This is a genomic window from Variovorax sp. AB1(2024), assembly GCF_037482385.2.
Taxonomy (GTDB): domain Bacteria; phylum Pseudomonadota; class Gammaproteobacteria; order Burkholderiales; family Burkholderiaceae_C; genus Variovorax.
Window position 1 is genome coordinate 358,515 of record NZ_JBBHKP020000001.1, and the last position, 23,518, is coordinate 382,032.

The window sequence follows — 23,518 nt, forward strand, 5'->3', positions numbered from 1 at the left end:
TTCAGGAAGAGAGCCCCAGAGGCTCCGCTTGATTGCTTGCTTACTTACTTCTTCTGGCGGTACTTGCGCAGCGCCGCGATCTGGGCGGCCATCACGGCCAGCTCCGATTGCGCCATCGCGATGTCGATGTCGCTCTTCGCGTTCTTCAGTGCTTCCTCAGCCGCGGCCTTGGCCTGGTTGGCCTTCTCGTCGTCGAGGTCCTTGCCGCGGATCGCGGTGTCGGACAGCACGGTCACGGCGTTGGGCTGCACTTCGAGAATGCCACCGGCCACGAAGACGAACTCTTCGCCGCCATCGGCCATTTCGATGCGCACGGCGCCGGGGCGGATGCGCGTGATCAGCGGGGTGTGGCGCGGGTAGATGCCGAGCTCACCGGCTTCACCGGGCAGCGCGACGAACCTGGCTTCGCCCGAGAAGATCGACTCTTCCGCGCTGACCACGTCCACATGAATGGTGCCTGCCATGGTGATTCCTTCTTAAGCGACCTTCTTGGCCTTTTCGAACGCTTCGTCGATGCCGCCCACCATGTAGAACGCTTGTTCCGGCAGGTGGTCGGCTTCGCCGTTCACGATCATCTTGAAGCCACGGATGGTTTCGGCCAGCGGCACGTACTTGCCGGGCGAGCCCGTGAACACTTCGGCCACGTGGAACGGCTGCGACAGGAAACGCTGGATCTTGCGGGCGCGGGCCACGGCGAGCTTGTCGTCGGGAGCCAGTTCGTCCATGCCCAGAATCGCGATGATGTCGCGCAGTTCCTTGTAGCGCTGCAGCGTGCCTTGCACGGCGCGGGCCACGTTGTAGTGCTCTTCGCCGACCACGTTCGGGTCGAGCTGGCGCGAGGTCGAGTCCAGCGGGTCCACGGCGGGGTAGATACCGAGCGAAGCGATGTCACGCGACAGCACCACGGTCGAGTCCAAGTGGGCGAAGGTGGTGGCGGGCGACGGGTCGGTCAAGTCGTCGGCGGGAACGTAAACGGCCTGGATCGAGGTGATCGAGCCGACCTTGGTCGACGTGATCCGCTCCTGCAGGCGGCCCATTTCCTCGGCCAGCGTCGGCTGGTAGCCCACGGCGGAAGGCATGCGGCCCAGCAGAGCCGACACTTCGGTACCGGCCAGCGTGTAGCGGTAGATGTTGTCCACGAAGAACAGAACGTCACGGCCTTCGTCGCGGAACGACTCGGCGATGGTCAGGCCGGTCAGCGCCACGCGCAGACGGTTGCCCGGGGGTTCGTTCATCTGGCCGTAGACCATGGCCACCTTCGAGTCCTCGAGTTTCTCGAGGTTCACGACGCCGGAGTCGGCCATCTCGTGATAGAAGTCGTTGCCTTCGCGGGTACGTTCACCCACACCGGCGAACACCGACAGACCCGAGTGAGCCTTGGCGATGTTGTTGATGAGTTCCATCATGTTCACGGTCTTGCCCACGCCGGCGCCACCGAACAGGCCCACCTTGCCGCCCTTGGCGAACGGGCACACCAGGTCGATCACCTTGATGCCGGTTTCCAGCAGGTCTTGCGAGGGCGACAGTTCGTCGTACGCGGGAGCCTTGCGGTGGATCGAAGCGGTGAGCTCCTGGCCGACCGGGCCGCGTTCGTCGATGGGCGCGCCCAGCACGTCCATGATGCGGCCGAGCGTGGCCTTGCCGACGGGCACCGTGATGGGTGCGCCGGTGTTCGTGACGATCAGGCCGCGGCGCAGGCCGTCGGACGAGCCCAGTGCAATCGTGCGCACCACGCCGTCGCCGAGCTGTTGCTGGACTTCGAGAGTCAGCGCGCTGCCTTCGAATTTCAAGGCGTCGTACACCTTGGGCATCTGGTCACGCGGGAACTCCACGTCGACCACGGCGCCGATACATTGGACAATTTTTCCTTCAGCCATGGCGTTTCCTTCTGGATGGATCTCAATAAATTTGCGACAGGTTCTTGCAGAAGCGTCCTGGTGCCGAAACGGGCCGCTTTTGCAAGAATGCCGGACGGGCCGGCACCCTTGATTGGTTCAGTTCAGGTCAGCACTTCATTGCCGTGGCTTGCGCCGCGAATGCGTCCGAGGCGGCCTTGCAGGCCTGACCCAGCGCAGCCTTGTCGGCACCCATGGAAGCCCAGGTGGCCTTGGTCTGGTCGAGGCTCGCCTTCATCGCGTCGGCGGCTGCACCGCTTTGCGCGGAAACGCAGGTCTGCACCTTGGCCAGGTAGTCGTTGCACTCTTGCGGCAGGTCGGCCGAAGCCGTCGATGCCGCTGCGGGGGCTGCAGGTGCTGCGGCGGCGGGAGCGGGCGCGGGCGCCGCGGGTGCAGCAGCCGGAGCCGGTGCAGGCGCGGGCGCCTCTTCCTTTTTGGAGCAGGCGGTCAGAGCGGCAGCAACCGCCACCAGAGCAAGAATTTTCTTCATTTGCGCGTAGTCCCCTTGAAAGAAGGCCTTGAGTCACTGTGCACGCGAAGCGCGCACGGCAGGCAATGTGGCCCGTTCCATTGCCCCGCCAACCATCAAACGCCCGCGGCGGCTGCAGCGCCGGACACGATCTCCGACAGTTCCTTGGTGATGCCGGCCTGGCGGGTCTTGTTGTAGACCAGCTTCAGTTCGCTGATCACGTTGCCCGCGTTGTCCGTTGCAGCCTTCATGGCCACCATGCGCGCCGAATGCTCGGACGCCATGTTCTCGGCCACGGCCTGGTACACCAGCGATTCCACGTAGCGCACCAGCAGTTCGTCGATCACGCTTTGCGCGTCGGGTTCGTAGATGTAGTCCCACGAATGGTGTCCCGACTCGGTCTGCAGCGTTTCGGCCTTGAGCGGCAGCAACTGCTCCACCATCGGCTCTTGCTTGATGGTGTTGATGAACTTCGTGTAGCACAGGTACACGGCCGACAGCTTGCCTTCCGCATAGGCGTCGAGCAGCGTCTTGACCGGCCCGATGAGCTTGTCGAGATGCGGCGTGTCGCCCAGCTGCGTCACATGGGCCACCACGCGGGCGCCGATGCGGTTCAGGAAACCCAGGCCCTTGCTGCCGATGGCCACCGACTCCACCACGTTGCCGGCCGACTGCGCTTCGCGCAGCTTGGCCGTCACTGCACGCAGCAGGTTGGTGTTCAAGCCGCCGCACAGGCCCTTGTCGCTGGTCACGATGATGAAACCGACGCCCTTGGCTTCGGTCGTCTTCATGAACGCGTGGGTGTACTCCGGATTCGCCTTGCCGAGATTGGCCGCGATGTTGCGGATCTTTTCGCTGTAGGGGCGAGCGGCGCGCATGCGTTCCTGCGCCTTGCGCATCTTGGAAACCGAGACCATTTCCATGGCCTTGGTGATCTTCTTGGTGTTTTCCACCGATTTGATCTTGCCGCGGATTTCCTTACCAGCTGCCATGAGAGCTCCTTCTTGCGTCGATCAGGCGAACGACTTCTTGAACGAAGTGGCGGCGGCCAGCAGTTCGGCTTCGGCGTCCTGGCAGGTCTTCTTGAGTGCCTTCTTGGCGTCGCTGTCGTCGGCCTTGGCGGGCTTGACGTCCCACTTGGCGCCGTGCTTTTCCATCGTTTCCAGCAGCGAGGCGTGGCTCGACTTCAGGTACTGGTGGAAGCCGTGTTCGAACGAGAGCACCTTCTTGACGTCGATGTCGTCCATGAAGCCCTTGTTCACCGCGAACAGCGTGGCGCTCATCAGCGAGATGGGCAGCGGGCTGTACTGGGTCTGCTTCAGCAGTTCGGTCACGCGGGCACCGCGGTCGAGCTGCTTGCGGGTGGCTTCGTCCAGGTCCGATGCGAACTGGGCGAAGGCCGCGAGTTCGCGGTACTGCGCCAGGTCGGTACGGATACCGCCGGACTGGTTCTTCACCAGGTTGGTCTGGGCCGACGAACCCACGCGCGACACCGAGATACCGGCGTTGATGGCGGGGCGGATACCGGCGTTGAACAGGTTGGTTTCCAGGAAGATCTGGCCGTCGGTGATCGAGATCACGTTGGTCGGAACGAAGGCGGACACGTCGCCGGCTTGCGTTTCGATGATCGGCAGTGCGGTCAGCGAACCGGTCTTGCCCTTGACTTCACCCTTGGTGAAGGCTTCGACGTAGTCGGCGTTCACGCGGGCTGCGCGTTCGAGCAGGCGGCTGTGGAGATAGAACACGTCGCCGGGGTAGGCTTCGCGGCCTGGCGGGCGGCGCAGCAGCAGCGAGACCTGGCGGTATGCCACGGCTTGCTTGGACAGGTCGTCATAGACGATCAGTGCGTCCTGGCCGCGGTCGCGGAAGTATTCGCCCATCGTGCAGCCCGAGTAGGCCGACACGTATTGCATGGCTGCCGATTCGGAAGCCGATGCCGCCACCACGATGGTGTAGTCCATCGCGCCGGCTTGTTCGAGAGCGCGCACCACGTTCTTGATCGACGAAGCCTTCTGGCCGATCGCAACGTAGACGCAGGTCATGTTCTGACCCTTCTGGTTGATGATCGCGTCGATGGCCACCGCGGTCTTGCCGGTCTGGCGGTCGCCGATGATCAGCTCGCGCTGGCCGCGGCCAACGGGCACCATCGAGTCGACGGACTTCAGGCCGGTCTGCATCGGCTGGTCGACGGACTTCCGTGCGATCACGCCCGGAGCGACCTTCTCGATCACGTCGGTCATCTTGGCGTTGATGGGACCCTTGCCGTCGATCGGCTGGCCCAGTGCGTTCACCACGCGGCCGATGAGCTCGGGGCCGACCGGCACTTCCAGGATGCGGCCCGTGCACTTGACGGTGTCGCCTTCGGAGATGTGCTCGTATTCGCCCAGAATCACGGCGCCGACGGAGTCGCGCTCGAGGTTCAGTGCGAGGCCGAACGACGGCGTGCCGTCTGCGCTCGGCGGGAATTCGAGCATTTCGCCCTGCATCGCGTCCGACAGGCCGTGCACGCGCACGATGCCGTCAGTCACCGAAACCACGGTGCCTTCGTTGCGGATGTTGGCGCTGACCCCGAGGCCCTCGATGCGGCTCTTGATCAGTTCGGAAATTTCTGCGGGATTGAGTTGCATGACTCTTTCCTTCTTTCTTTGTAAGGCGATGGAGACCGTCAGGCCGCCAGCGCAACTTTCATTTGTTCAAGGCGCGCTTTGACGGAGGTGTCGAGCACCTCGTCGCCGACCACCACACGAATGCCACCGATCAGTTCCGGCTCTTGCTGGACCGTGACCTGGAGCTTGCGACCGAAACGCTTTTCGAGCGCGGCCGACACGTTGGCGAGGGCCGCGGCATCGATCGGGAAGGCGCTGTAGACAACGGCGTCGGACGAACCGCTCTTCGCGTTGGCCAGTGCCCGGAACTGCTTCGCAATTTCCGGCAGCACCGAAAAACGTCCGTTCTCGAGGAGCGCACCCAGGAAGTTCTGGGCGGGAGCGGCAAGCGGTGCACCGAATGCACCGGCGACCACGCCGATCACCTGTTCGGCCGTGGCCTTGGGGTTCTCGGCGAACTGCTTGAGCTCCGGGCTGGCCGCGATGGCGGCAACCTTTTCGAGCCAGGCGCTGGTGCCGGCGAGGTCGGACGACGACGCCTTGAAGAGCGCCTCGGCGTAGGGGCGTGCAATGGTGGCGAGTTCTGCCATGGCTTCTATCAGAGTTCGGTCTGCAGACGGGCGAGCAAATCGGCGTGAACGCCTGCATTCACTTCCTTGCGCAGAATCTGCTCCGCGCCCTTGACGGCCAGCGCGGCGACCTGCTCGCGCAGGGCCTCACGGGCCTTCAGTGCCTGCTGGTCGGCTTCGACGCGTGCGGCTGCAACGATCTTGTTGCCTTCCTCGGTCGCGCGGGCCTTGGCCTCTTCAACGATGGCCTGGGCGCGACGTTCGGCGTCGGCAAGACGCTGTGCGGACTCGTTGCGTGCCTGGCCCAGTTCGGCTTCCACGCGCTTGTTGGCGGCGGTCAGCTCGGACTTGGCCTTGTCGGCTGCAGCGAGGCCTTCGGCGATCTTCGCAGCGCGGTCGTCCAACGCCTTCGCGATCGGCGGCCACACGTACTTCATCGTGAACCCGACCAGGATCAGGAACACGATCATCTGAACGATCAGGGTACCGGTAATGCTCACTTTTCACCCTCTCTATGGGATTGAATCGAAGCCATTCGCTAGGGGCTCTAGAGAACGACGACGCAGGTCCGACGAGAAAGACTTACTTCGGCAGGTTGGCGATTTGCGACAGGAACGGGTTGGCCGTTGCGAACCACAGGGCGATACCGGTACCGATAATGAAAGCAGCGTCGATCAGACCAGCCAGCAGGAACATCTTGGTTTGGAGTTCACCCATGAGTTCGGGCTGACGTGCGGCCGACTCGAGGTACTTGCTGCCCATGATGCCGATGCCGATACATGCGCCAACAGCGCCCAGACCGATGATCAGGCCGGCGGCCAGTGCAACAAAGCTAATAACTTCCATGATGACTCCTAGAGGACTTTGGTTGAAGAGAAAAACAAAAACAGAAACGAAAACTGATGATCAGTGGTGATCGTGGGCCTGGCCGATGTAGACCAGCGTCAGCATCATGAACACGAAGGCTTGCAACGTGATGATCAGGATGTGGAAGATGGCCCAGGCCGTGCCCGCGATGATGTGGCCGATGGCCAGGCCGATGCCGGTGGCCGACATGGACCAGGCACCGCCCATCAGGGCGATCAGCAGGAAGATCAGTTCACCGGCGTACATGTTGCCGAACAACCGCATGCCGTGCGAGACCGTCTTGGCGACGAACTCGATCATCTGCATGGCGAAGTTGAAGGGGTACAGCGCCCAGTGGTTGCCGAAGGGGGCGGTGAACAGCTCGTGCACCCAGCCGCCAGCGCCCTTGATCTTGATGTTGTAGTAGATGCAGATCAGCAGCACGGCCACCGACATGCCCATCGTCACCGAGAGGTCGGCCGTGGGCACGACGCGCAGGTAGGCGTGGTGCGGGTCTTCGCCGGCGAGGCCGAAGATCTTGGCCCAGATGGCCGGGAACAGATCGACCGGGAACAGGTCCATCGCGTTCAGCAGGAAGATCCAGACGAAGATCGTGAGTGCCAGCGGGGCCACGAACTTGCGGCTCGTGGCGTTGTGGACGATGCCCTTGGCCTGCTGGTCGACCATTTCGACCAGCAGCTCGACCGCCGCTTGAAAACGGCCGGGAACGCCCGAAGTGGCCTTGCGGGCGGCAAGCCACAGCAGCCAGCAGCCCAGGATGCCGAGCGAGATCGAGAAGAAGAGCGAGTCGAAATTGAAAACCGTAAAGTCAGCCACACCTCCAGGCTTGGAGCTTTGCAGGTGCGTCAAGTGGTGAACGATGTATTCACCCGCGGTCTGACTATGTTCCGCAGCGTTTTCAGCAGCCATTCCGTTACTCGTCTCTCTGTTTCCGGCGCCGGGGCGAGAACATCACCGCCAACCAGGCCGCCTTCATTGTCACCACCAGGCCGACCAGCATTGCTGGCCAGCTCAGCGCCGTAATCAGCCTTGGCGCAGCGATCAGCATCGCCACAGACAAGGCCATCTTGACCATTTCCCACAGGAAGAACCCGAACACCGCAGTGCCCGGATTCAGGGAAGAAAACCGACCGGTCAGCCCCCGTGCGAACACCGCCGATGGAATGACCACCGCGATCGCACCGTAAGCGGCGGACCAACCCAGATTTTGCCTCCCCGTCAGCCCCCAGATGGCCAGAGCCACCAGCAGACCGACAACCAACTGCCCCGCGACCACCCGCCAGGGGGAGATCGAAGGGTTCTTTGCACGCAGTTCACGCGCCTCCTCGGCGGTCAACGGCTTGAATTCCGCGTCGAGGTCTTCAGCGACCTCCGAGTCTTGTCGGGCGATTGTTTTCATTTTGAATGAAGCCCGGATGACGACCCAGAATTTCTACAAAGCCATTGATTATAAGTAAAAACCCAACCCATCCCGCCACCCCACGTGTCGCGCATGCAAATCGCTCCTGCATTCCCTGACGCGAGCCCGACCCGGCGCACGCAACCATAATTCCTGCATGCACCCTATCACCGACGCCCTGCCCGCCACGCTTTGTTACCTCGATGGCGAGTACACCGCGCTGCGCGACGCGAAGATCAGCGTCCTGGACCGCGGCTTCATTTTCGGCGACGGCATCTACGAATACGTCCCCGTCTACTTCGGCCGGCCCTTCTGTTTCGAGGAGCACATGGCCCGGCTCGACCGCTCGCTCGCCGAGCTGCAGATCGAGAACCCGCTCTCGCTCGCGCAGTGGCGCGAGATCGTGATGCGACTGGTCGCTCCCGGCGGCGAAGCACCACAATCCGTTTACTTTCAGGTGACACGCGGCGTGGCGCCGCGCGACCACGCCATGGTGCGCGGCATTCGCCCCACGGTGTTCGTGATGGTGAACCCGCTGCCGCCCATCTCCGAGGCCGTGCGCGCCAAGGGCGTGGCCTGCGTGACGGCGGAAGACTTCCGCTGGCAGAAGGCCCACATCAAGAGCACCAGCCTGCTGGGCGCCGTGCTCGCGCGGCAGATCAGCGTGGAAGCCGGCGCGGCCGAGACCATCATGTTCCGCGGCGATTCGCTCAGCGAAGCCTCGTCGAGCAATGTGTGGATCGTGAAGGACGGTGTCCTCGCCGGCCCACCCAGGGACAACCTCGTGCTGACCGGCATCCGCTACGGCCTGCTGGAGCGCCTGTGCGAGGAGCATGGCATTCCTTTCACGCTGCGCCGAATCTCGCGCGACGAGGTGTTCGCCGCCGACGAGCTGCTGATCTCCTCGGCCAGCAAGGAGCTGCTGCCCGTGGTCACGCTCGACGGCAAGGCTATTGGCAACGGCCGCCCCGGCCCCATCTACAAGAGCTTGTACGCGGCCTACCAGGAGGCCAAGCTACGCAACGCACAGAAGCACGGAGTCCCGGCATGACCGACAACACGACCACCACCGAAACCACCTCGATCCCCGACCCGCGCAAGGAGTCGCTGATCGAGTACCCCTCGCAGTTCCCGATCAAGGTGATGGGCGCCAAGGTCGACGGCTTCGTGCACGCCGTCACGCAGATCGCCGAGCGCTTCGACCCCACCTTCGACGCCACCACCGTCGAGCTGCGCGACAGCAAGGCCGGCAACTACCTCGGCGTGACCATCACCGTCACGGCCACCAGCCGCGAACAGCTCGACGACCTGTACCGCGCGCTGTCGTCGCACCCGCAGGTCAAGGTCGTGCTTTGACCCGCCTGCGGCACGTCGCGGCGGCGCTCTGCGCGGGTGGCCTGCTGGCCGCCTGCTCGACGCCGCCGAACCCGTACTACGACGCCAGCCGCAGACACCACCGGCCCGACGGCTTCCAGGACAACTACGTCGAGTTCAAGCCGAAGAATTTCTTCACCGACGTGCTGCTGGGCTGGCAGATTCCTTCGTGGTTCAAGGGCCTGCCGCCCGCGCCCGAAGCGCCACCGCTGGTGGTCGCGCCAGACCTCGCCTTCATTGCGTCGAACACCGGCGCACAGGCCCGGCCCGCCGCCACCTTCATCGGCCACGCCACCGTACTGGTGCAGGTGCCGACCGCGAACGGCAGCCTCAACGTGCTGACCGATCCGGTGTTCGGCGAGCGCGCCTCGCCCGTCTCTTTCGCGGGACCGAAGCGCTTCCAGCCGCCCGGCGTGGCCCTGAAGGACCTGCCGCGCATCGACCTCGTGCTGATCAGCCACAACCACTACGACCACCTCGACGAGGACAGCGTGAAGGCGCTGAATGCTCAGGCCGGCGGCCCGCCGCTGTTCGTGGTGCCGCTGGGCATCAAGCCGTGGCTCGCGGAGCGCGGCGTCACGAACGCGGTCGAACTCGACTGGTGGGACAGCGTCACGCTGCCTGCCACGCCTTCGGCAGCTTCCGCACAGCCGCTCGTCCAGCGCAACGGCGCGGGCATCGACGCTGGCGCCAACAGCGACGCGGTGCAGGTGTTCCTGACACCCGCGCAGCACTGGAGCGCCCGCGGTCTCGGCGACCGCATGAAGACGCTCTGGGGCGGCTTCGCGCTGCTTTCGCCGAAGCTGCACGTGTTCTATTCCGGCGACACCGGCTACTCGAAGGATTTCGCCGACATCCAGACCCGTCTCGCGCCGCGCCAGGCCGACGCGCAGGGCGGCGGCTTCGACCTCGCGCTGCTGCCCGTCGGCGCCTACGAGCCCCGCTGGTTCATGAAGGACCAGCACGTCAACCCCGACGAAAGCGTGCGCATCCACCGCGAGCTGCACGCCAGGCGCAGCCTGGGCGTGCACTGGGGCACCTTCTCGCTCACCGACGAAGCGCTCGACCAGCCGCCCAAGGACCTTGCCGCAGCCCGCAAGGCCCAGGGCGTGGCGGACGACGCCTTCTTCACGCTCGCCATCGGCGAGACCCGCAAGCTGCCCGCGCGGCAGGCCACGCCATGACAGACACCGCCGCCACCGTTCCCGCCATCGAGCTGCATCCGATGGGCCGCGTCGACTACGCGACCACTTTCGCGGCCATGAAGCAGTTCACGCTCGAGCGCACGCCCGAGACGCCCGACGCGTTGTGGATCTGCGAGCACGCGCCGGTGTTCACCCAGGGCATTGCCGGCAGGCAGGACCACCTCCTGAACCCCGGCGCCATTCCCGTCGTGCAGACCGACCGCGGCGGCCAGGTCACCTTCCACGGCCCCGGCCAGGTGGTGGCCTATCCGCTGATCGACCTGCGGCGCGCCGGCTATTTCGTGAAGGAATACGTCTACCGCATCGAGGAATCGGTGCTGCGCACCCTCGCCCACTTCGGCGTGACCGGCCACCGCGTGCCGGGAGCGCCGGGCATCTACGTGCGCCTGGACGACCCGTTTTCGCACGCGATGCTGAAAGCAGCGCCTTTGCCTGGTTCAGCCCTGGCCGGCCCGCCGCCCGCCGCCGACCCGTTCCGGGGCCTCGGCAAGATCGCCGCGCTGGGCATCAAGGTGAGCCGCCACGCCACCTACCACGGCGTGGCGCTCAACGTCGAAATGGACCTCGAACCCTTCTCGCGCATCAACCCTTGCGGCTACGCGGGGCTGCAAACGGTCGACCTTTCTACAATCGGCATTCAAACCACATGGGAAGAAGCCGCCACGGTGCTGAGCCAGAAGCTCCGCGCCTTCCTGGCGCCTTGACATACCAATGAGCACCACAGAAGTCGTCCGCGACGCGCAAAGCGCCGAAAACTACAACCCCCTGGCCAAGCAGAAAGCGGCGGCCAAGCTCTCGCGCATCCCCGTCAAGGTGGTGCACGGCGGCGAGGTGCTCAAGAAGCCCGACTGGATCCGCGTCAAGGCCGGCAGCCCGACCACGCGCTTCTACGAGATCAAGCAGATCCTGCGCGAAAGCAACCTGCACACCGTGTGCGAAGAAGCCTCTTGCCCGAACATCGGCGAATGCTTCGGCAACGGCACCGCCACCTTCATGATCATGGGCGACAAGTGCACGCGCCGCTGCCCGTTCTGCGACGTGGGCCACGGCCGCCCCGACCCGCTCGACAAGGACGAGCCGCTCAACCTTGCCAAGACCATCGCCAAGCTGCGCCTGAAGTACGTGGTGATCACCAGCGTCGACCGCGACGACCTGCGCGACGGCGGCAGCCAGCACTTCGTCGACTGCATCAGGAACATCCGCGAACTCTCGCCGATGACGCAGATCGAGATCCTCGTGCCCGACTTCCGCGGCCGCGACGACCGCGCGCTGGAAATCCTCAAGGCCGCGCCGCCGGACGTGATGAACCACAACCTGGAAACCGCGCCGCGCCTCTACAAGGAAGCGCGCCCGGGCAGCGACTACCAGTTCAGCCTGAACCTGCTGAAGAAGTTCAAGGCGCTGCACCCCGGCGTGCCGACCAAGAGCGGCATCATGGTCGGCCTGGGCGAGACCGACGAGGAAATCCTGCAGGTCATGCGCGACATGCGCGCGCACGACATCGACATGCTGACCATCGGCCAGTACCTGTCGCCGTCGGGCTCGCACCTGCCGGTGCGCCGCTACGTGCACCCCGACACCTTCAAGATGTTCGAGGAAGAGGCCTACAAGATGGGCTTCAGCCACGCCGCCGTGGGCGCGATGGTGCGGTCGAGCTACCACGCCGACCAGCAGGCGCATGCGGCCCAGCAGGCCGTGACTCACCAGGCGTGAGCCGGCAGCCCGCGCGGCCCTCAGCCGCGCGTGGCGTTCTCTTTCATCTTCGCCAGCGCGATGGCAATCGCCGCGCCGCCCAGCGTCTTGATCAGACCCGAGTGCTGCGCATAGAACTGGCTCACCTCGTCGATGATGCCCGCGTGCTGCTGCTCGGCATGCGCGGCGATTTCGGTCACCTGCGCGGGTGACAGCTGCGAGGCCTGGTCGGGCGTGACCTGCGTCTGGCCCGGCTGCAGCATGCGGCCGAGCACGCCGCCCGCCAGCGCCGAGGCGGCCGCCGGCCCGAGCGTGGCCAGGATCTGGTTGAGCACGCCGGCCTGCTGCTGCGGCGACGACTGGCCGAACAGCTGCCCGACCATGTCGCCGAATGGCGGCGTCTGGTCGGAGCGCATGGCCGCCGCGAGCCCCGCGCCGACCTCGCCGGTGGAAGCGTGCTGCGTGACCTGGTCGAGGTGGGCCTCGGGGCTGCTGTTGCCGCCGATGGCCTGCTGGAGGATGTCTAGTAGACCCATGTGGAACTCCTTGTCAGCGGGTCACGAGATGCCAGACCCCGAGCAGCAGGGCCGCGCCAATCACCGAGGCGATGAAGCCGGCGCCCGCGCCCGCAGCGTACAGCCCCAGGGCCTGTCCTGCATAGGTCGCCACCAGCGAACCGGCGATGCCCAGGATGACCGTGAGGATGAACCCCATCGAGTTGTTGCCCGGCAGGACCGCGCGGGCGATCAGCCCCGCGATGAAACCGATCAGGATCGTCCAGATGATGTGCACGAGAAGCTCCCTGTTTGCTGATGGTGACGAGGGCATCGTGGACCGGCCATCCTGAGCGCTGGCTGACGGCTGCGCCCTGCAGGCTCGAGGTCGCCAAGGCGCTGGCCGAAAGCGTGAACATTTCGCTATCCTGCCCTTTGGTTGGTCAAGAAGAAGGAATGACTTTGCAAACGCACCCTGCCGTTCAAGCCGCGATGGAGCGCAACTTCGGCGCCATCGCCGACCTGGTCCGTCTCCATGCGCAACACACGCCCGGGAACGCCGCGCTGGCCGACGCCCAGCACACGCTGGACTACCGCGCGCTGGATGCGCTCATGGACCGCATCGCGGCCAGCCTGCAGCGCGACGGCCTCAAGCCCGGCGACGCCATCGCGATATGCGCGTCTTCGTCGGTCAACTATGCGGCGGTGTTCCTGGGCGCGCTGCGCGCGGGCGTGGCGGTGGCACCGCTGGCGCCCGGCTCCACGCCGGCGAGCCTGTCTCGCATGATCGAGGACGCCGAGGCGCGCATCCTGTTCAGCGACGCATCGGCGGCCGAGGTGATCGGCCCCGCCAGAGAAGGCGGCATCGCCCGTGTCGCGCTCGACGGCTCCGCCGTGGGCCGCGGCCTCGAGGGCTGGCTCGCGCCGGCGGGCACGCAGCCCGCGCCCGTGGAGGCGCAGCCCGCGTGGGCGTTCAACATCATCTATTCGTCGGGCACCACCGGCGAGCCCAAGGGCATCGTGCAGGGCCACGGCATGCGCTGGGCCCATGTGCAGCGCGGCGCCAAGTACGAGTACAGCCCCGACACCGTCACGCTGCTGTCGACGCCGCTCTACTCCAACACCACGCTGGTGGTGTTCTTCCCCACCATCGCCTTCGGCGGCTGCGTGGTGCTGATGCCCAAGTTCGACGCGCTCGGCTACCTGCAGCTGGCCTCGCAGCGTCGCGTGACGCACACCATGCTCGTGCCGGTGCAGTACCAGCGGCTGATGGCGCACCCGCGCTTCGACGAGCACGACCTGTCCGCCTTCCGCCACAAGTTCAGCACCAGTGCGCCCTTCAGCGCCGCGCTCAAGGCCGACGTGCTCAAGCGCTGGCCCGGCGGGCTGGTCGAGTTCTACGGCATGACCGAAGGCGGCGGCACCTGCATCCTGGAAGCGCACCTGAACCCGGCCAAGCTGCACACCGTGGGCCGGCCCGCCGAGGGCAGCGACATCCGCCTGATCGACGAGCAGGGCAACGAACTGCCGCGCGGCAACACCGAGGTGGCCGGCGAGGTGGTGGGCCATTCGGCCGGCATGATGATCGGCTACCACCGCCAGCCCGAGAAGACGCGCGAGGCCGAGTGGTTCGACGCCGCGGGCAAGCGCTTCATCCGCACCGGCGACGTGGGCCGCTTCGACGCCGAGGGCTTCCTCACGCTGTTCGACCGCAAGAAGGACATGATCATCAGCGGCGGCTTCAACATCTATCCGAGCGACCTCGAGGCGGTGCTGCGCGGCCATGCGGCGGTGGCCGACGCGGCCGTGGTCGGCGTGCCGTCGCAGCAGTGGGGCGAGACCCCGGTGGCCTTCGTGGTGCGCCGGGAGGGCGACGCCACCACCGAGGCCGCGCTGCTCCAATGGACCAACGACCAGCTCGGCAAGACCCAGCGGCTGGCGCGGCTGAGCTTCATCGACGAGCTGCCGCGCAGCGCGATCGGCAAGGTACTGAAGCGCGAATTGCGTGAACGCGATCACGGCTGACGCGTCGCCGCCCTGAAAACAGGGCACGATTGCGGCAGATGAAATCTCTACGCGGTCAGTTGCTCTTTTTCTGGGTGCTGTTGTTCGGCATGTGCGCCACGCTGGCGGTGGTCATGCTCACGCTGTACCGCAGCAGCGCGGGCGCGCAGGTGGCGGCGGGGCGCACCGCCACCGAACAGTCGTGCCGGTCCATCGCGGCGCGCTATGCCCGCTCGGCCACCGCCCCCCCGACCGCCCAGCCGCAGGTCGACCTGCTGCAGGTGCTGCTGCAGCTGGTGCTGATAGAGGCGCCGCATGTCGAGGGCGGCGTATGGCAGGCCGGCGGCGGCCACCTGGCCTACGCCTACCCCACCTACGAAGGCAGCGGCGTCAAGCGGGACGTGCCCGCCGCCGAGCAGCCGCTGATCGCCGAGCTGGCGCAGCTCGCGGCGCGCACGCAGCAGCCGCAGACCGACGTGGTGCGCGGCAGCCGCGAGGCGCTGATCGTCTCGGCCTGCCCGCTGGCAACCCCGCGCAATGACCTGGCGGCCTGGACCATGACCCGCACCAGCGGCGGCGCGCTGGCCGCGCAGGACAGCCTGCGCACCGGCCTGGGCGTGTTGCTGGTGCTGGTGCTGGCCTCGGGCCTGTGGCTGGGCTTCATCCTGCTGCGCGGGCTGCGCCATGTGCAGCGCCTGGAAAGCCGGCTGGCCCAGGCCGACGCCGACGGCGGCGCCGTGCCCGAACTCCCCCGCACCGGCGTGCGCGAGCTCGACCGCATCGTCGACGGCTTCAACCACTACCGGCTGCGCTTCGAGGAGGCCCGCACGCATCTGCGCGCGGCCGCCCAGCAGCGCAGCCGCGACCAGCGCCTGGCCGCGCTGGGCCGCATGACGGGCGGCATCGCCCACGAGATCCGCAACCCCATCGCCACCATGCGGCTGAAGGCCGAGAACGCCCTGGCCGCCACGCCCGAGCGGCAGGGCGCCGCGCTGCAGGCCATCGTCGGGCAGATCGACCGGCTCGACGGCCTGGTGCAGAGCCTGCTGGCGCTGGTGCAGCCGGTGGCGCTGGCGCCGGTGGAAGTGGTGCTGCACCGCTGGCTCGACGAGCGCGTGGCCGCCGTGGCGCCCAAGGCCGATGCCGCCGGCGTGCAGGTCACGCTGCATCACGACCAGCCCACCAGCGCCACCTTCGACCCGGTGCACCTGGCGCGCGCGGTCGACAACCTGCTCGACAACGCGGTGCGCCATGCGCCGCGCGGCGGCCACGTGGTGCTTTCGGCCCTGCAGCCCGACGCGCGCACGCTGGCCATCCGCGTGGACGACGACGGCCCCGGCGTGCCCGAATCGCTGCAGGCCAGCCTGTTCGAGCCCTTTGCCACCGGGCGCGCCGACGGCACCGGGCTGGGCCTGGCGCTGGCGCGCGAGGTGGCGCTGGCGCACGGCGGCGATCTGCGCCACGTGCCGCTGACGCCGGGCGCCCGATTCGAACTGGAGCTTCCATGGCGCATCTCCTGATCGTCGACGACGACGACGCCTTCCGCGACACGCTGGCCGAGACGCTGCAGGGCCTGGGCCATGAAACGGTCCCGGTCGCCAGCGGCGCCGAGGCCATCGAGACGGCGTCGCGCGAACGCTTCGACGCCGTGTTCCTCGACCACCGCATGCCCGGCATGGACGGCCTGCAGACGCTCGCCGCCCTGCAGGCGCGCCTGGCGCGGCTGCCGCCGGTGATCGTGCTCACGGCCTTTTCGAGCGCGGGCAACACCATCGAGGCGATGCGCCTGGGCGCCTTCGACCACCTGGCCAAGCCCATCAGCCGCGAGGCGGTGCGCGAGGTGCTGGAACGCGCGCTGCAGCAGCAAACGGCGGCCCTGCCGTCCGCCGCGGCGGCAGCGGACGACGACAGCGACCTGATCGGCCCGAGCCAGGCCATGCGCGAGGTACACAAGCGCATCGGCCTGGCGGCCGCCAATTCGATGCCGGTGCTGGTGCTCGGCGAAACGGGCACCGGCAAGGAAATGGTGGCGCGCGCCCTGCACCGCCATTCGGCCCGCGCCGGGCAGCCTTTCGTGGCCGTCAACTGCTCGGCCATTCCGAAGGAGCTGCTCGAAAGCGAGCTCTTCGGCCATGTGCGCGGCGCCTTCACGGGCGCCACCGGCGAGCGGCCCGGGTGCTTTCGCGCGGCCGACGGCGGCGTGCTGCTGCTCGACGAGATCGGCGACATGGCGCTGGACGTGCAGGCCAAGATCCTGCGCGCCCTGCAGGAGGGCGAGGTCACGCCGCTGGGCAGCCACAGGACGGTGAAGGTCGACGTGCGCGTGGTCGCGGCCACCCACCGCGACCTGGCCGCCGCCGTGCGCGAAGGACGCTTCCGGGAAGACCTGCTGTACCGGCTCGACGTGCTGTCGATCCGCATGCCGCCGCTGCGCGAACGGCTGGCGGACATCATTCCGCTGGCGGAGCACTTCCTGCGCCGCGCCGCGCTGCAAGGCGCACCCGATGCCGTGTCCAAGGCGCTGTCGGCCGAGGCGGCGCAGCGGCTGCTGAGCCACCCGTGGCCGGGCAACGTGCGGGAGCTGCGCAACGTGATGGAGCGCTGCCATGCGCTGGTGCGGCACCGCGTGATCGGCGGCGCGGACCTGGACCTCGCGCTCGGAGCCCCGGCTCCTGGCGAAGCACCCGCTACGCTGCCTGCCGACTGGCTCGAGGGCGAGCTGCCAACCGCCGTCGAGCGGCTGGAGCGCCTGCTGATCGCGCACGCGCTGGCGCAGACGCAGGGCAATCGCGCCGAAACGGCACGCCGGCTGGGCATCCACCGGCAGCTGCTGTATCGAAAACTGGCGCAGTACGGCCTCGAATGAGCCACGGGTGTCCGCAAACCGGACACCCGGTGTCTCCGGATCATGCGGCGCCAAGCAGCGTGATGCTCGCAAGTTGTTGATTTGAAAGGATTCATGGGCTGGCACGTTGTGTGAGATGTCTTTGGGCATCCACCCTTCAAGGAGCCATCCATGACACATCGCATCACCTACCTCGCTGCCGCCTGCCTGCTGGCGAGCAGCGCCGCCTTCGCCCAGGTGCCGCCGCCACCCGGCGGCCCGGTGCCCCCGCCGCCGCTCGGCGCCACCGCCCCCATGCCGCCCGCCGCGCCGGAAGCGGGCACCGTCGCCAGCGGCCGCGTGCAGCAGTGGCTCATCAACCCTAACGGCGAGGCCGACGGCCTGCTGCTGAGCGACGGCACGCAGGTCGCATTTCCGCCGCACCTCTCGGCGGCCGTGATGCAGATGCTCAAGCCCGGCGACACGGTGCAGGTCAGCGGCTGGCGCGCGCCCAACGTGCCAGTGGTGCGCATGCAGGCCCTCGTCGCCAACGGCCGCAGCCTGACCGACCAGCCTCCGGCGCCCGGCATGGCCCCGCCGCCGCCGCGCGACCCGGGCGCGCTCGTCGCGCTGTCGGCGGGCGGTCGCATCGAACGCCTGCTCTACACCGACCGCGGCGACGTGCGCGGCGTGGTGCTCGCCGACAAGACCACGGTGCGCTTTCCCCCGCACATCGGCGCCATGTACGGCGCGCAGCTGCAACCCGGCGCACAGCTCCATGCACGCGGCTGGGGTACGCGCAGCGCGCAGGGCACGGCGCTGGAAGCCACCAGCCTCGGCCCGACCGCGGACACGGTGCGCGAGGTTTTCGGCGGGCCGGGCCTGGAACCCGCACCGCGCGGTCCCGGCGGTCCCCGCGGTCCGAGGGGCGCGGGCCCCACGCCGCCCGCACCGCTGATGGCTCCGCCGGCCCCGGTACCGGCCTCCTGATCTTGCTGTCCGGCCCGCCATGACCACCACCGCCGCACCTTCTCGCCGCAGCCTGCGCGCACTCGACGCACTGGCCTTCTTCGCACCCGACATCCAGGGCGGCGTCGGCCCGTTCCTGATCGTCTTCATGGCCGGCACGCTGGCCTGGGACCCGCAGCGCATCGGCACCGTGATGTTCGTCTCGGCGCTGGTCGGGCTGCTGGTGCAGGCGCCGGCCGGGGCGCTGATCGACAGCGCGCGCCACAAGCCGCGCTGGATCGCCGGCGCCATTTCGCTCATCGCGGCGTGCCTGGTGGTCATGGCGCACTGGCCGGGCTACGGCGTGATCCTGGCGGGGCAGTCGCTCATCGGCGCGGCGGGCACGCTGGTGGCGCCCGCCATCGCGGCCGTCAGCCTGGGCATGGTGGGCCGCGCCGGGCTGGACGCGCGGGTCGGCCGCAACGCCGCGATCACGGCGGCGGGCACGGTGCTGTGGGCGCTGGGCACCGGCTGGGTGGGCCACGCGTTCGGCCCGCGTGCCATGTTCTTCTACGCGGTGGCGATGGCGCTGCCGACCATCGCGGCGGCCATGCTGATCCGCAAGCGCGACGTCGATCCGAAGCTGGCGCGCGGCGCCGATGCCGATCACGACGAGGCCGGTGCGCCGCACTCCACCGCACGGTGGTACGACCGCCGCTTCATCGTGCTGCTGACCTGCGCCTTCCTGTTCCACCTGGCCAATGCCGCCATGCTCACGCTGGTCGCGCAGAAGGTCGGCACGCAGGCCGGCACCTCGGCCACGCTATGGCTTTCGGGCGGGGTCATCGTCACGCAGCTGGTCACCATCCCGATCGCCCTGGCGGTCGGGCGCTGGGCGCCGCGGCTGCCGCGCAAGCCGATCTTCCTGGTCGGCTTCGCGGTGCTGCCGGTGCGCGGGCTGCTGTACCTGCTGGCCGACAGCCCGGCCGCGCTGCTGTCGCTGCAGGTGCTGGACGGCATCGGCGCGGGCATCTTCGGCGTGATGCTGACCCTGATGATCGGCGACCTCACGCGCGGCAGCGGCCACTTCAACTTCGCGCTGGGCATCGGCGCGGCCTGCGTGGGGCTGGGCGCGGCGCTCAGCAACCTGGTGGCGGGCACGGTCGCGCACCTGGCCGGCTACGGCACGGCCTTCGTGATGCTGGCGGGCATCGCGGCTGCTGCGCTGACGCTGTTCGCGCTCGCGATGCCGGAAACTCGCGAGCGGCGCCGTTCGATGGCGAACGCGCCGGCCGCCTCCGCACTGACCATCGCCGCTCCATGACCAAAGACACCGTGTCCGCCCTCGCACCCTCCTCGCCCGCCGCTTCCGGCGCCGACGCGCCCGCAACCCACGAAGGCGGCGGCAACGGCCTGCTCTGGGTGCTGGTGGCGGTGGCGGTGCTGTTCGCCTTCTTGCGCCCGCGCGCGCCGATGGACTGGCTCAAGCTGGTCGACTGGCAGACCGTGGGCGCGCTGGCCGGACTGCTCGCCATCACGCAGGGCGTGGAGAAGAGCGGCATGCTCCAGTCGGCCGCCCAGCGGCTGCTGGCGCGCACCACCGACCTGCGCCAGCTGGCGCTGCTGCTGACCGCCACGGCGGCCGTGCTGTCGGCGCTGGTCACCAACGACGTGAGCCTGTTCCTGCTGGTGCCGCTCACCCGCGTGCTGGCCACGCAGGCGCACCTGCCCCTGGCGCGTCTGGTTGTGCTGCAGGCGCTGGCGGTGAACGCGGGCTCCGCGCTCACGCCCATCGGCAATCCGCAGAACCTGTACCTGTGGCACCGCACCGGCGAGAGCTTCGGCGGCTTCATGCTGATGATGGCGCCCACCGTGCTGGTCATGCTGTTCTGGCTGTTCGTGGCCGTTTGGCTGCTGGTGCCGCGCACGGCCATCGCGCTCAAGCCGGCGGCCGAGGCCGCGCCGGTGCAGCCGAGGCTGCTGGCGCTGTCGGGCGTGCTGTTCGTGGGCTTCGTCATCGCGCTCGACCGGCACTGGCTGCTGGCGGGCCTGGCGGTGGTGTTCGTCGCCTACCTGCTGTTCCAGCGCCACGTGCTGCTGGGCGTCGACTGGGCGCTGCTCGCCATCATCGCGCTGATGTTCGTCGACCTGCGACAGCTCGCCGAACTGCCGGCGGTGGCTTCGCTGGTGGGCCAGTGGCCGATCGCCGAGGGCTGGCGCGCGTACCTCGCGGCCATCGCCACCTCGCAGTTCATCAGCAACGTGCCGGCCACCATCCTGCTGGACCGCTACGTGCACGACCTGCCCGCGCTGGCGGCGGGCGTGAGCGTGGGCGGCTTCGGCTGCGTGCTGGGCTCGCTGGCCAACCTCATCGCCCTGCGGCTGGCCAAGGTGCCGCACGGGCTGCGCGAGTTCCATCGCATCAGCATTCCCTTCCTGGTCGTGTGCGCGGCATCGGCGCTGCTGCTGCGGCTCGCTTGATCGCGTTTTCCGTTCCACAACCACACTCAAAAAAGGACATTCCATGCCACATCCCCACGACACCCTCGACGTCTGGTCGGTCGAAGGCCGGTTCCAGCATCTGATCTACAGCCCCAAGGGCGGCATCGAAGGCGTGCTGATCGACACCGACGGCGTGCCCACGCAGTTCGTGTTCGAGCGCCACGACGAAGACGCCGCGGCTGCGTTCGCCGGCCTGAAGTCCGGCCAGGCACTGGTGATCGAAGGCATCGAGGAAGGCCCCTCGCCCAAGGGCGAGGCGCAACACACGGTCTACCGCTTCGAACGGCTGGCCTCGGTCGACGGCAAGGCCCCGCGCCAGGCGGAGGCCGCCGCAAGCATCGACGGCCAGGTGGTGCGCTTCAACTACGCGCGCCACGGCGAGGCCAACGGCGTGGTGCTGGACACCGGCGACTTCGTCCACACCAAGCCCGACGGCATGGCGCGCCTGGGCCTGAAAGTGGGCGACAAGGTGCGGGCCGAGGGCCGCACGCAGCCGCTGGCGACCGGCAACGGGCGCGTGGTCGAGGCCGTGCGGGTCAACGGACAGCCCGTGCGGGACGACGCCGACGAGGGCTGATCGATCCCGCTTGTGGCAAGGCCGGGGCTGCGCGGACAATCCGCTGCAGCCCATGCATGCCCCCGCTTCCTCCCAGCCGCCCCACCAGCCCCGCCATGAACTCGCCCTGCGCGACTATGGCGACTCGCACGGCAGCCACGCGCACGACCACTTCCAGGTGCTGATCGGCCTGGGCGGCGTGCTCGAGATCGAAGTGGAGGGCCGGGGCCGCGGCATCGGCGCAGGCCAAGCGCAGGTGATCGCCCCGGGCGAGCGGCACGACTTCAACGCGCGCAAGCACGGCAGCCTGTGCCTGGTGCTCGACACCACGCAGCCGGCATGGGCGCGCTGCGCCGAGCGCGCACCGACCGGCGCGCCGCAACTGCACACGCTGGCGCGCTACCTGGCGCAATGCATCAGCCAGCCGCAGGCCTCGGCGCTGGCCCTGCTGCACGGCCCCGCGCTGCTGCTGGAGGCCTGGAGCCCAGGGCCGGCGTCTTCGGACTCGCGCCGTCGCCGCATCGACTGGCCCCTGCTCACCGACTGGGCCCGGGCCCGCTGGCACGAGCCGCTGGGCGTGGCCGACCTGGCCGATGTCGCCTGCCTGAGCGCGAGCCAGTTCGCGCAGCGCTGCCGCGAAGAACAGGGCATGAGCCCGATGCACTGGCTGCGCTCGCTGCGGCTGGCGCATGCGCGCGAACTGCGGCTCGGCGGCATGGGCGTGGCCGAGACGGCGCGCCGCACGGGCTACCGCTCGCCGTCGGCGCTGACCGCCGCGCTGCGCCGCTGATTTCACCGCCGATCCCGCCGCAAACCGTCGTTGCGCGACGACAGTCCGTCATTGCGCGACGCTCGCATCGCGTAGCCTCGCCGGCCATGCCGTCCACTTTCTTTGCACTGCTCGCCATTGCGCTCTGGGCGACGCTCGCCTCGCTGGGCACCTCGCTGTCGCACCTGCCCCCGTTCCTCACGACCGGTATCGCGCTGATCGTCGGCAGCGTGCCGAGCTGGCCGCTGGTGCTGCGCGACCGCAGCGCATGGAAGGTGCCGCCGCGCACGCTGGCGCTGGGCATCTACGGCCTGTTCGGCTATCACTTCCTGCTGTTCATGGCGCTGCGGATCGCGCCGCCGGTGGAAGCCAACCTCGTCAACTACCTGTGGCCGCTGCTCATGGTGGTGCTGGCGCCGGTGCTGCTGACCGGCATGTCGCTGCGGCCGGTGCACGTGGTGGCGGCGCTGCTGGGGTTCGCGGGCGCGGCGGCGGCGATCCTCGGGGCGCGGGGGGCCGTGGCCTCCGGGCCGGCAACCACGTACTGGGGCTTCCTGCCCGCGCTGGCCTCGGCCGTGATCTGGGCCAGCTACTCGCTGTGGACGAAGCGCGTGCCAGCCTTCCCCACTTCCGCCATCGGCCTGTTCGGGCTGGTCTCGGGCCTGCTGGCGCTGGCCTGCCACGCCCTGCTGGAAACACCGGCCGTGTTGTCGGGCCGCGACTGGCTGCTGCTGGTGCTGTGCGGCCTCGGCCCGCTGGGCGCGGCCTTCTTCCTGTGGGACATGGCGCTCAAGCGCGGCGACGCGCGGCAGATCGGCATCCTGAGCTACATCACGCCGCTGGCCTCGACCGCGCTGCTGCTCGCCGTCACCGGCCGGCCGCTGACCTGGAGCATCGCGCTCGCGGCGATCCTGATCATCTCGGCCGCGCTGATGGGCACCCGCGCGCGCTGAATGCGCCTGCGTCCGACGGCGCGCCGCGCGTTTTCTGGCAGAGTGGCGGCTCAGGAACAAAGGAGCCACGCATGAACGAAAAGAACGGTGATTTCGAGATCACGCCCAAGCTCGTGTTCGACATGAACCTTGCGCTGTACCTCGACCTGGTCGCCGCACTGGAAACCGCGGGCGCCGTCACCTACCGCCAGATGGCGGCCCGCGTTCTGAACATCAGCATGGATGCCCGCGACGACGGCGAAGCCGGCCTGTCGACGGTGCTCGAAGGCATCGCCAAGGGCTTCGCAGGCCGGGGCGACGGCCTGTCGATCGAACTGCTGAAGGCCGCGCGCGGCCTGCGGGACGACGAGGCGATGGGCGACATTCCCATGCGCCCCGAAAACGACTGAAGC

27 protein-coding genes are annotated in these 23,518 nt (G+C 68.0%); 15 read left to right on the forward strand and 12 right to left on the reverse strand.

Annotated elements, in window-relative coordinates:
• Positions 1–44: 44 nt before the first annotated feature.
• The 10 genes from WIX39_RS01715 to WIX39_RS01760 form a co-directional block, all read right to left on the reverse strand.
• On the reverse strand, positions 45–464 hold the full coding sequence (locus WIX39_RS01715) for a F0F1 ATP synthase subunit epsilon (RefSeq protein WP_081266093.1): 420 nt from the start codon (positions 462–464) through the stop codon (positions 45–47).
• A gap of 12 nt (positions 465–476) precedes the next feature.
• Complete coding sequence (gene atpD, locus WIX39_RS01720) at positions 477–1,877, reverse strand: F0F1 ATP synthase subunit beta (protein WP_081266094.1); 1,401 nt, start codon at positions 1,875–1,877, stop codon at positions 477–479.
• Between the two features lie 127 nt (positions 1,878–2,004).
• The gene (locus WIX39_RS01725) at positions 2,005–2,385 is read right to left on the reverse strand and encodes a hypothetical protein (protein ID WP_409194411.1); all 381 of its coding nucleotides are present in this window, start codon (positions 2,383–2,385) and stop codon (positions 2,005–2,007) included.
• A gap of 95 nt (positions 2,386–2,480) precedes the next feature.
• Positions 2,481–3,356, reverse strand: coding sequence for a F0F1 ATP synthase subunit gamma (gene atpG, locus WIX39_RS01730; protein WP_081266096.1), 876 nt, complete (start codon positions 3,354–3,356; stop codon positions 2,481–2,483).
• A 21-nt stretch (positions 3,357–3,377) separates the two neighbouring features.
• Positions 3,378–4,991, reverse strand: a complete 1,614-nt coding sequence (atpA, locus tag WIX39_RS01735; RefSeq protein ID WP_106936601.1) for a F0F1 ATP synthase subunit alpha — start codon at positions 4,989–4,991, stop codon at positions 3,378–3,380.
• Between the two features lie 38 nt (positions 4,992–5,029).
• Entirely contained in the window at positions 5,030–5,560 is a 531-nt protein-coding gene (locus tag WIX39_RS01740; protein WP_081266098.1) for a F0F1 ATP synthase subunit delta, read from the reverse strand.
• 8 nt (positions 5,561–5,568) lie between these two features.
• Complete coding sequence (locus tag WIX39_RS01745) at positions 5,569–6,039, reverse strand: F0F1 ATP synthase subunit B (protein ID WP_081266099.1); 471 nt, start codon at positions 6,037–6,039, stop codon at positions 5,569–5,571.
• Between the two features lie 82 nt (positions 6,040–6,121).
• Entirely contained in the window at positions 6,122–6,385 is a 264-nt protein-coding gene (gene atpE / locus WIX39_RS01750; protein WP_019657641.1) for a F0F1 ATP synthase subunit C, read from the reverse strand.
• 60 nt (positions 6,386–6,445) lie between these two features.
• The gene (gene atpB / locus WIX39_RS01755) at positions 6,446–7,315 is read right to left on the reverse strand and encodes a F0F1 ATP synthase subunit A (protein WP_081266100.1); all 870 of its coding nucleotides are present in this window, start codon (positions 7,313–7,315) and stop codon (positions 6,446–6,448) included.
• A gap of 4 nt (positions 7,316–7,319) precedes the next feature.
• Entirely contained in the window at positions 7,320–7,805 is a 486-nt protein-coding gene (locus WIX39_RS01760) for an ATP synthase subunit I (RefSeq protein ID WP_081266101.1), read from the reverse strand.
• Positions 7,806–7,962: 157 nt separating this feature from the next.
• Between WIX39_RS01760 and WIX39_RS01765 the strand changes: the two genes are divergently transcribed.
• From WIX39_RS01765 to lipA, 5 genes are read left to right on the forward strand one after another with little or no spacing between them, the layout of a single operon-like run.
• Positions 7,963–8,856, forward strand: a complete 894-nt coding sequence (locus tag WIX39_RS01765) for a D-amino acid aminotransferase (protein ID WP_409194412.1) — start codon at positions 7,963–7,965, stop codon at positions 8,854–8,856.
• Positions 8,853–9,161: a YbeD family protein gene (locus WIX39_RS01770; protein ID WP_081266103.1), complete on the forward strand. Its 309-nt coding sequence runs from the start codon at positions 8,853–8,855 to the stop codon at positions 9,159–9,161. Before WIX39_RS01765 ends, WIX39_RS01770 begins: the two co-directional genes overlap by 4 nt.
• Complete coding sequence (locus WIX39_RS01775) at positions 9,158–10,363, forward strand: MBL fold metallo-hydrolase (RefSeq protein WP_409194413.1); 1,206 nt, start codon at positions 9,158–9,160, stop codon at positions 10,361–10,363. Before WIX39_RS01770 ends, WIX39_RS01775 begins: the two co-directional genes overlap by 4 nt.
• Positions 10,360–11,088 carry a lipoyl(octanoyl) transferase LipB gene (gene lipB, locus WIX39_RS01780; protein WP_106936599.1) on the forward strand — a complete coding sequence of 243 codons (729 nt, stop codon included), beginning with the start codon at positions 10,360–10,362 and terminating at the stop codon, positions 11,086–11,088. The genes WIX39_RS01775 and lipB overlap by 4 nt, the downstream gene beginning before the upstream one ends.
• 7 nt (positions 11,089–11,095) lie before the next feature.
• Positions 11,096–12,097: a lipoyl synthase gene (gene lipA, locus WIX39_RS01785; protein WP_409194414.1), complete on the forward strand. Its 1,002-nt coding sequence runs from the start codon at positions 11,096–11,098 to the stop codon at positions 12,095–12,097.
• Between the two features lie 20 nt (positions 12,098–12,117).
• On the opposite strand, the gene WIX39_RS01790 is transcribed toward lipA, so the two are convergent.
• The gene (locus tag WIX39_RS01790) at positions 12,118–12,612 is read right to left on the reverse strand and encodes a hypothetical protein (protein ID WP_285413160.1); all 495 of its coding nucleotides are present in this window, start codon (positions 12,610–12,612) and stop codon (positions 12,118–12,120) included.
• Between the two features lie 13 nt (positions 12,613–12,625).
• On the reverse strand, positions 12,626–12,868 hold the full coding sequence (locus WIX39_RS01795) for a GlsB/YeaQ/YmgE family stress response membrane protein (RefSeq protein WP_081266107.1): 243 nt from the start codon (positions 12,866–12,868) through the stop codon (positions 12,626–12,628).
• A gap of 194 nt (positions 12,869–13,062) precedes the next feature.
• On the opposite strand from WIX39_RS01795, the gene WIX39_RS01800 reads away from it, so the two are divergent.
• From WIX39_RS01800 to WIX39_RS01845, 10 genes are all read left to right on the forward strand, one after another.
• Positions 13,063–14,595, forward strand: coding sequence for a class I adenylate-forming enzyme family protein (locus WIX39_RS01800; protein WP_409196310.1), 1,533 nt, complete (start codon positions 13,063–13,065; stop codon positions 14,593–14,595).
• 38 nt (positions 14,596–14,633) lie between these two features.
• Positions 14,634–16,094, forward strand: coding sequence for a sensor histidine kinase (locus WIX39_RS01805; protein ID WP_081266109.1), 1,461 nt, complete (start codon positions 14,634–14,636; stop codon positions 16,092–16,094).
• Positions 16,079–17,440: a sigma-54-dependent transcriptional regulator gene (locus WIX39_RS01810; protein ID WP_409194415.1), complete on the forward strand. Its 1,362-nt coding sequence runs from the start codon at positions 16,079–16,081 to the stop codon at positions 17,438–17,440. The genes WIX39_RS01805 and WIX39_RS01810 overlap by 16 nt, the downstream gene beginning before the upstream one ends.
• Positions 17,441–17,590: 150 nt before the next feature.
• Complete coding sequence (locus WIX39_RS01815) at positions 17,591–18,388, forward strand: hypothetical protein (protein WP_409194416.1); 798 nt, start codon at positions 17,591–17,593, stop codon at positions 18,386–18,388.
• Between the two features lie 19 nt (positions 18,389–18,407).
• Positions 18,408–19,670: an MFS transporter gene (locus tag WIX39_RS01820; RefSeq protein ID WP_409194417.1), complete on the forward strand. Its 1,263-nt coding sequence runs from the start codon at positions 18,408–18,410 to the stop codon at positions 19,668–19,670.
• Positions 19,667–20,827 carry an SLC13 family permease gene (locus WIX39_RS01825; protein ID WP_409194418.1) on the forward strand — a complete coding sequence of 387 codons (1,161 nt, stop codon included), beginning with the start codon at positions 19,667–19,669 and terminating at the stop codon, positions 20,825–20,827. Before WIX39_RS01820 ends, WIX39_RS01825 begins: the two co-directional genes overlap by 4 nt.
• A gap of 43 nt (positions 20,828–20,870) precedes the next feature.
• On the forward strand, positions 20,871–21,425 hold the full coding sequence (locus WIX39_RS01830) for a hypothetical protein (RefSeq protein WP_409194419.1): 555 nt from the start codon (positions 20,871–20,873) through the stop codon (positions 21,423–21,425).
• Between the two features lie 52 nt (positions 21,426–21,477).
• Positions 21,478–22,194 carry an AraC family transcriptional regulator gene (locus WIX39_RS01835; protein WP_409194420.1) on the forward strand — a complete coding sequence of 239 codons (717 nt, stop codon included), beginning with the start codon at positions 21,478–21,480 and terminating at the stop codon, positions 22,192–22,194.
• Positions 22,195–22,280: 86 nt separating this feature from the next.
• Positions 22,281–23,126 carry a DMT family transporter gene (locus WIX39_RS01840; protein ID WP_081266144.1) on the forward strand — a complete coding sequence of 282 codons (846 nt, stop codon included), beginning with the start codon at positions 22,281–22,283 and terminating at the stop codon, positions 23,124–23,126.
• Between the two features lie 71 nt (positions 23,127–23,197).
• Positions 23,198–23,515, forward strand: a complete 318-nt coding sequence (locus WIX39_RS01845) for a hypothetical protein (protein WP_081266143.1) — start codon at positions 23,198–23,200, stop codon at positions 23,513–23,515.
• Positions 23,516–23,518 lie beyond the last annotated feature (3 nt).

Coding starts and splice junctions, on each gene's coding strand:
- WIX39_RS01715 (WP_081266093.1), bottom strand. CDS start 464: ATGGCAGGCACCATTCATGTGGACGTGGTCAGCGCGGAAGAGTCGATC.
- atpD (WP_081266094.1), bottom strand. CDS start 1,877: ATGGCTGAAGGAAAAATTGTCCAATGTATCGGCGCCGTGGTCGACGTG.
- WIX39_RS01725 (WP_409194411.1), bottom strand. CDS start 2,385: ATGAAGAAAATTCTTGCTCTGGTGGCGGTTGCTGCCGCTCTGACCGCC.
- atpG (WP_081266096.1), bottom strand. CDS start 3,356: ATGGCAGCTGGTAAGGAAATCCGCGGCAAGATCAAATCGGTGGAAAAC.
- atpA (WP_106936601.1), bottom strand. CDS start 4,991: ATGCAACTCAATCCCGCAGAAATTTCCGAACTGATCAAGAGCCGCATC.
- WIX39_RS01740 (WP_081266098.1), bottom strand. CDS start 5,560: ATGGCAGAACTCGCCACCATTGCACGCCCCTACGCCGAGGCGCTCTTC.
- atpE (WP_019657641.1), bottom strand. CDS start 6,385: ATGGAAGTTATTAGCTTTGTTGCACTGGCCGCCGGCCTGATCATCGGT.
- atpB (WP_081266100.1), bottom strand. CDS start 7,315: ATGGCTGCTGAAAACGCTGCGGAACATAGTCAGACCGCGGGTGAATAC.
- WIX39_RS01760 (WP_081266101.1), bottom strand. CDS start 7,805: ATGAAAACAATCGCCCGACAAGACTCGGAGGTCGCTGAAGACCTCGAC.
- WIX39_RS01765 (WP_409194412.1), top strand. CDS start 7,963: ATGCACCCTATCACCGACGCCCTGCCCGCCACGCTTTGTTACCTCGAT.
- WIX39_RS01770 (WP_081266103.1), top strand. CDS start 8,853: ATGACCGACAACACGACCACCACCGAAACCACCTCGATCCCCGACCCG.
- lipB (WP_106936599.1), top strand. CDS start 10,360: ATGACAGACACCGCCGCCACCGTTCCCGCCATCGAGCTGCATCCGATG.
- lipA (WP_409194414.1), top strand. CDS start 11,096: ATGAGCACCACAGAAGTCGTCCGCGACGCGCAAAGCGCCGAAAACTAC.
- WIX39_RS01790 (WP_285413160.1), bottom strand. CDS start 12,612: ATGGGTCTACTAGACATCCTCCAGCAGGCCATCGGCGGCAACAGCAGC.
- WIX39_RS01800 (WP_409196310.1), top strand. CDS start 13,063: ATGGAGCGCAACTTCGGCGCCATCGCCGACCTGGTCCGTCTCCATGCG.
- WIX39_RS01805 (WP_081266109.1), top strand. CDS start 14,634: ATGAAATCTCTACGCGGTCAGTTGCTCTTTTTCTGGGTGCTGTTGTTC.
- WIX39_RS01810 (WP_409194415.1), top strand. CDS start 16,079: ATGGCGCATCTCCTGATCGTCGACGACGACGACGCCTTCCGCGACACG.
- WIX39_RS01815 (WP_409194416.1), top strand. CDS start 17,591: ATGACACATCGCATCACCTACCTCGCTGCCGCCTGCCTGCTGGCGAGC.
- WIX39_RS01820 (WP_409194417.1), top strand. CDS start 18,408: ATGACCACCACCGCCGCACCTTCTCGCCGCAGCCTGCGCGCACTCGAC.
- WIX39_RS01825 (WP_409194418.1), top strand. CDS start 19,667: ATGACCAAAGACACCGTGTCCGCCCTCGCACCCTCCTCGCCCGCCGCT.
- WIX39_RS01830 (WP_409194419.1), top strand. CDS start 20,871: ATGCCACATCCCCACGACACCCTCGACGTCTGGTCGGTCGAAGGCCGG.
- WIX39_RS01835 (WP_409194420.1), top strand. CDS start 21,478: ATGCATGCCCCCGCTTCCTCCCAGCCGCCCCACCAGCCCCGCCATGAA.
- WIX39_RS01840 (WP_081266144.1), top strand. CDS start 22,281: ATGCCGTCCACTTTCTTTGCACTGCTCGCCATTGCGCTCTGGGCGACG.
- WIX39_RS01845 (WP_081266143.1), top strand. CDS start 23,198: ATGAACGAAAAGAACGGTGATTTCGAGATCACGCCCAAGCTCGTGTTC.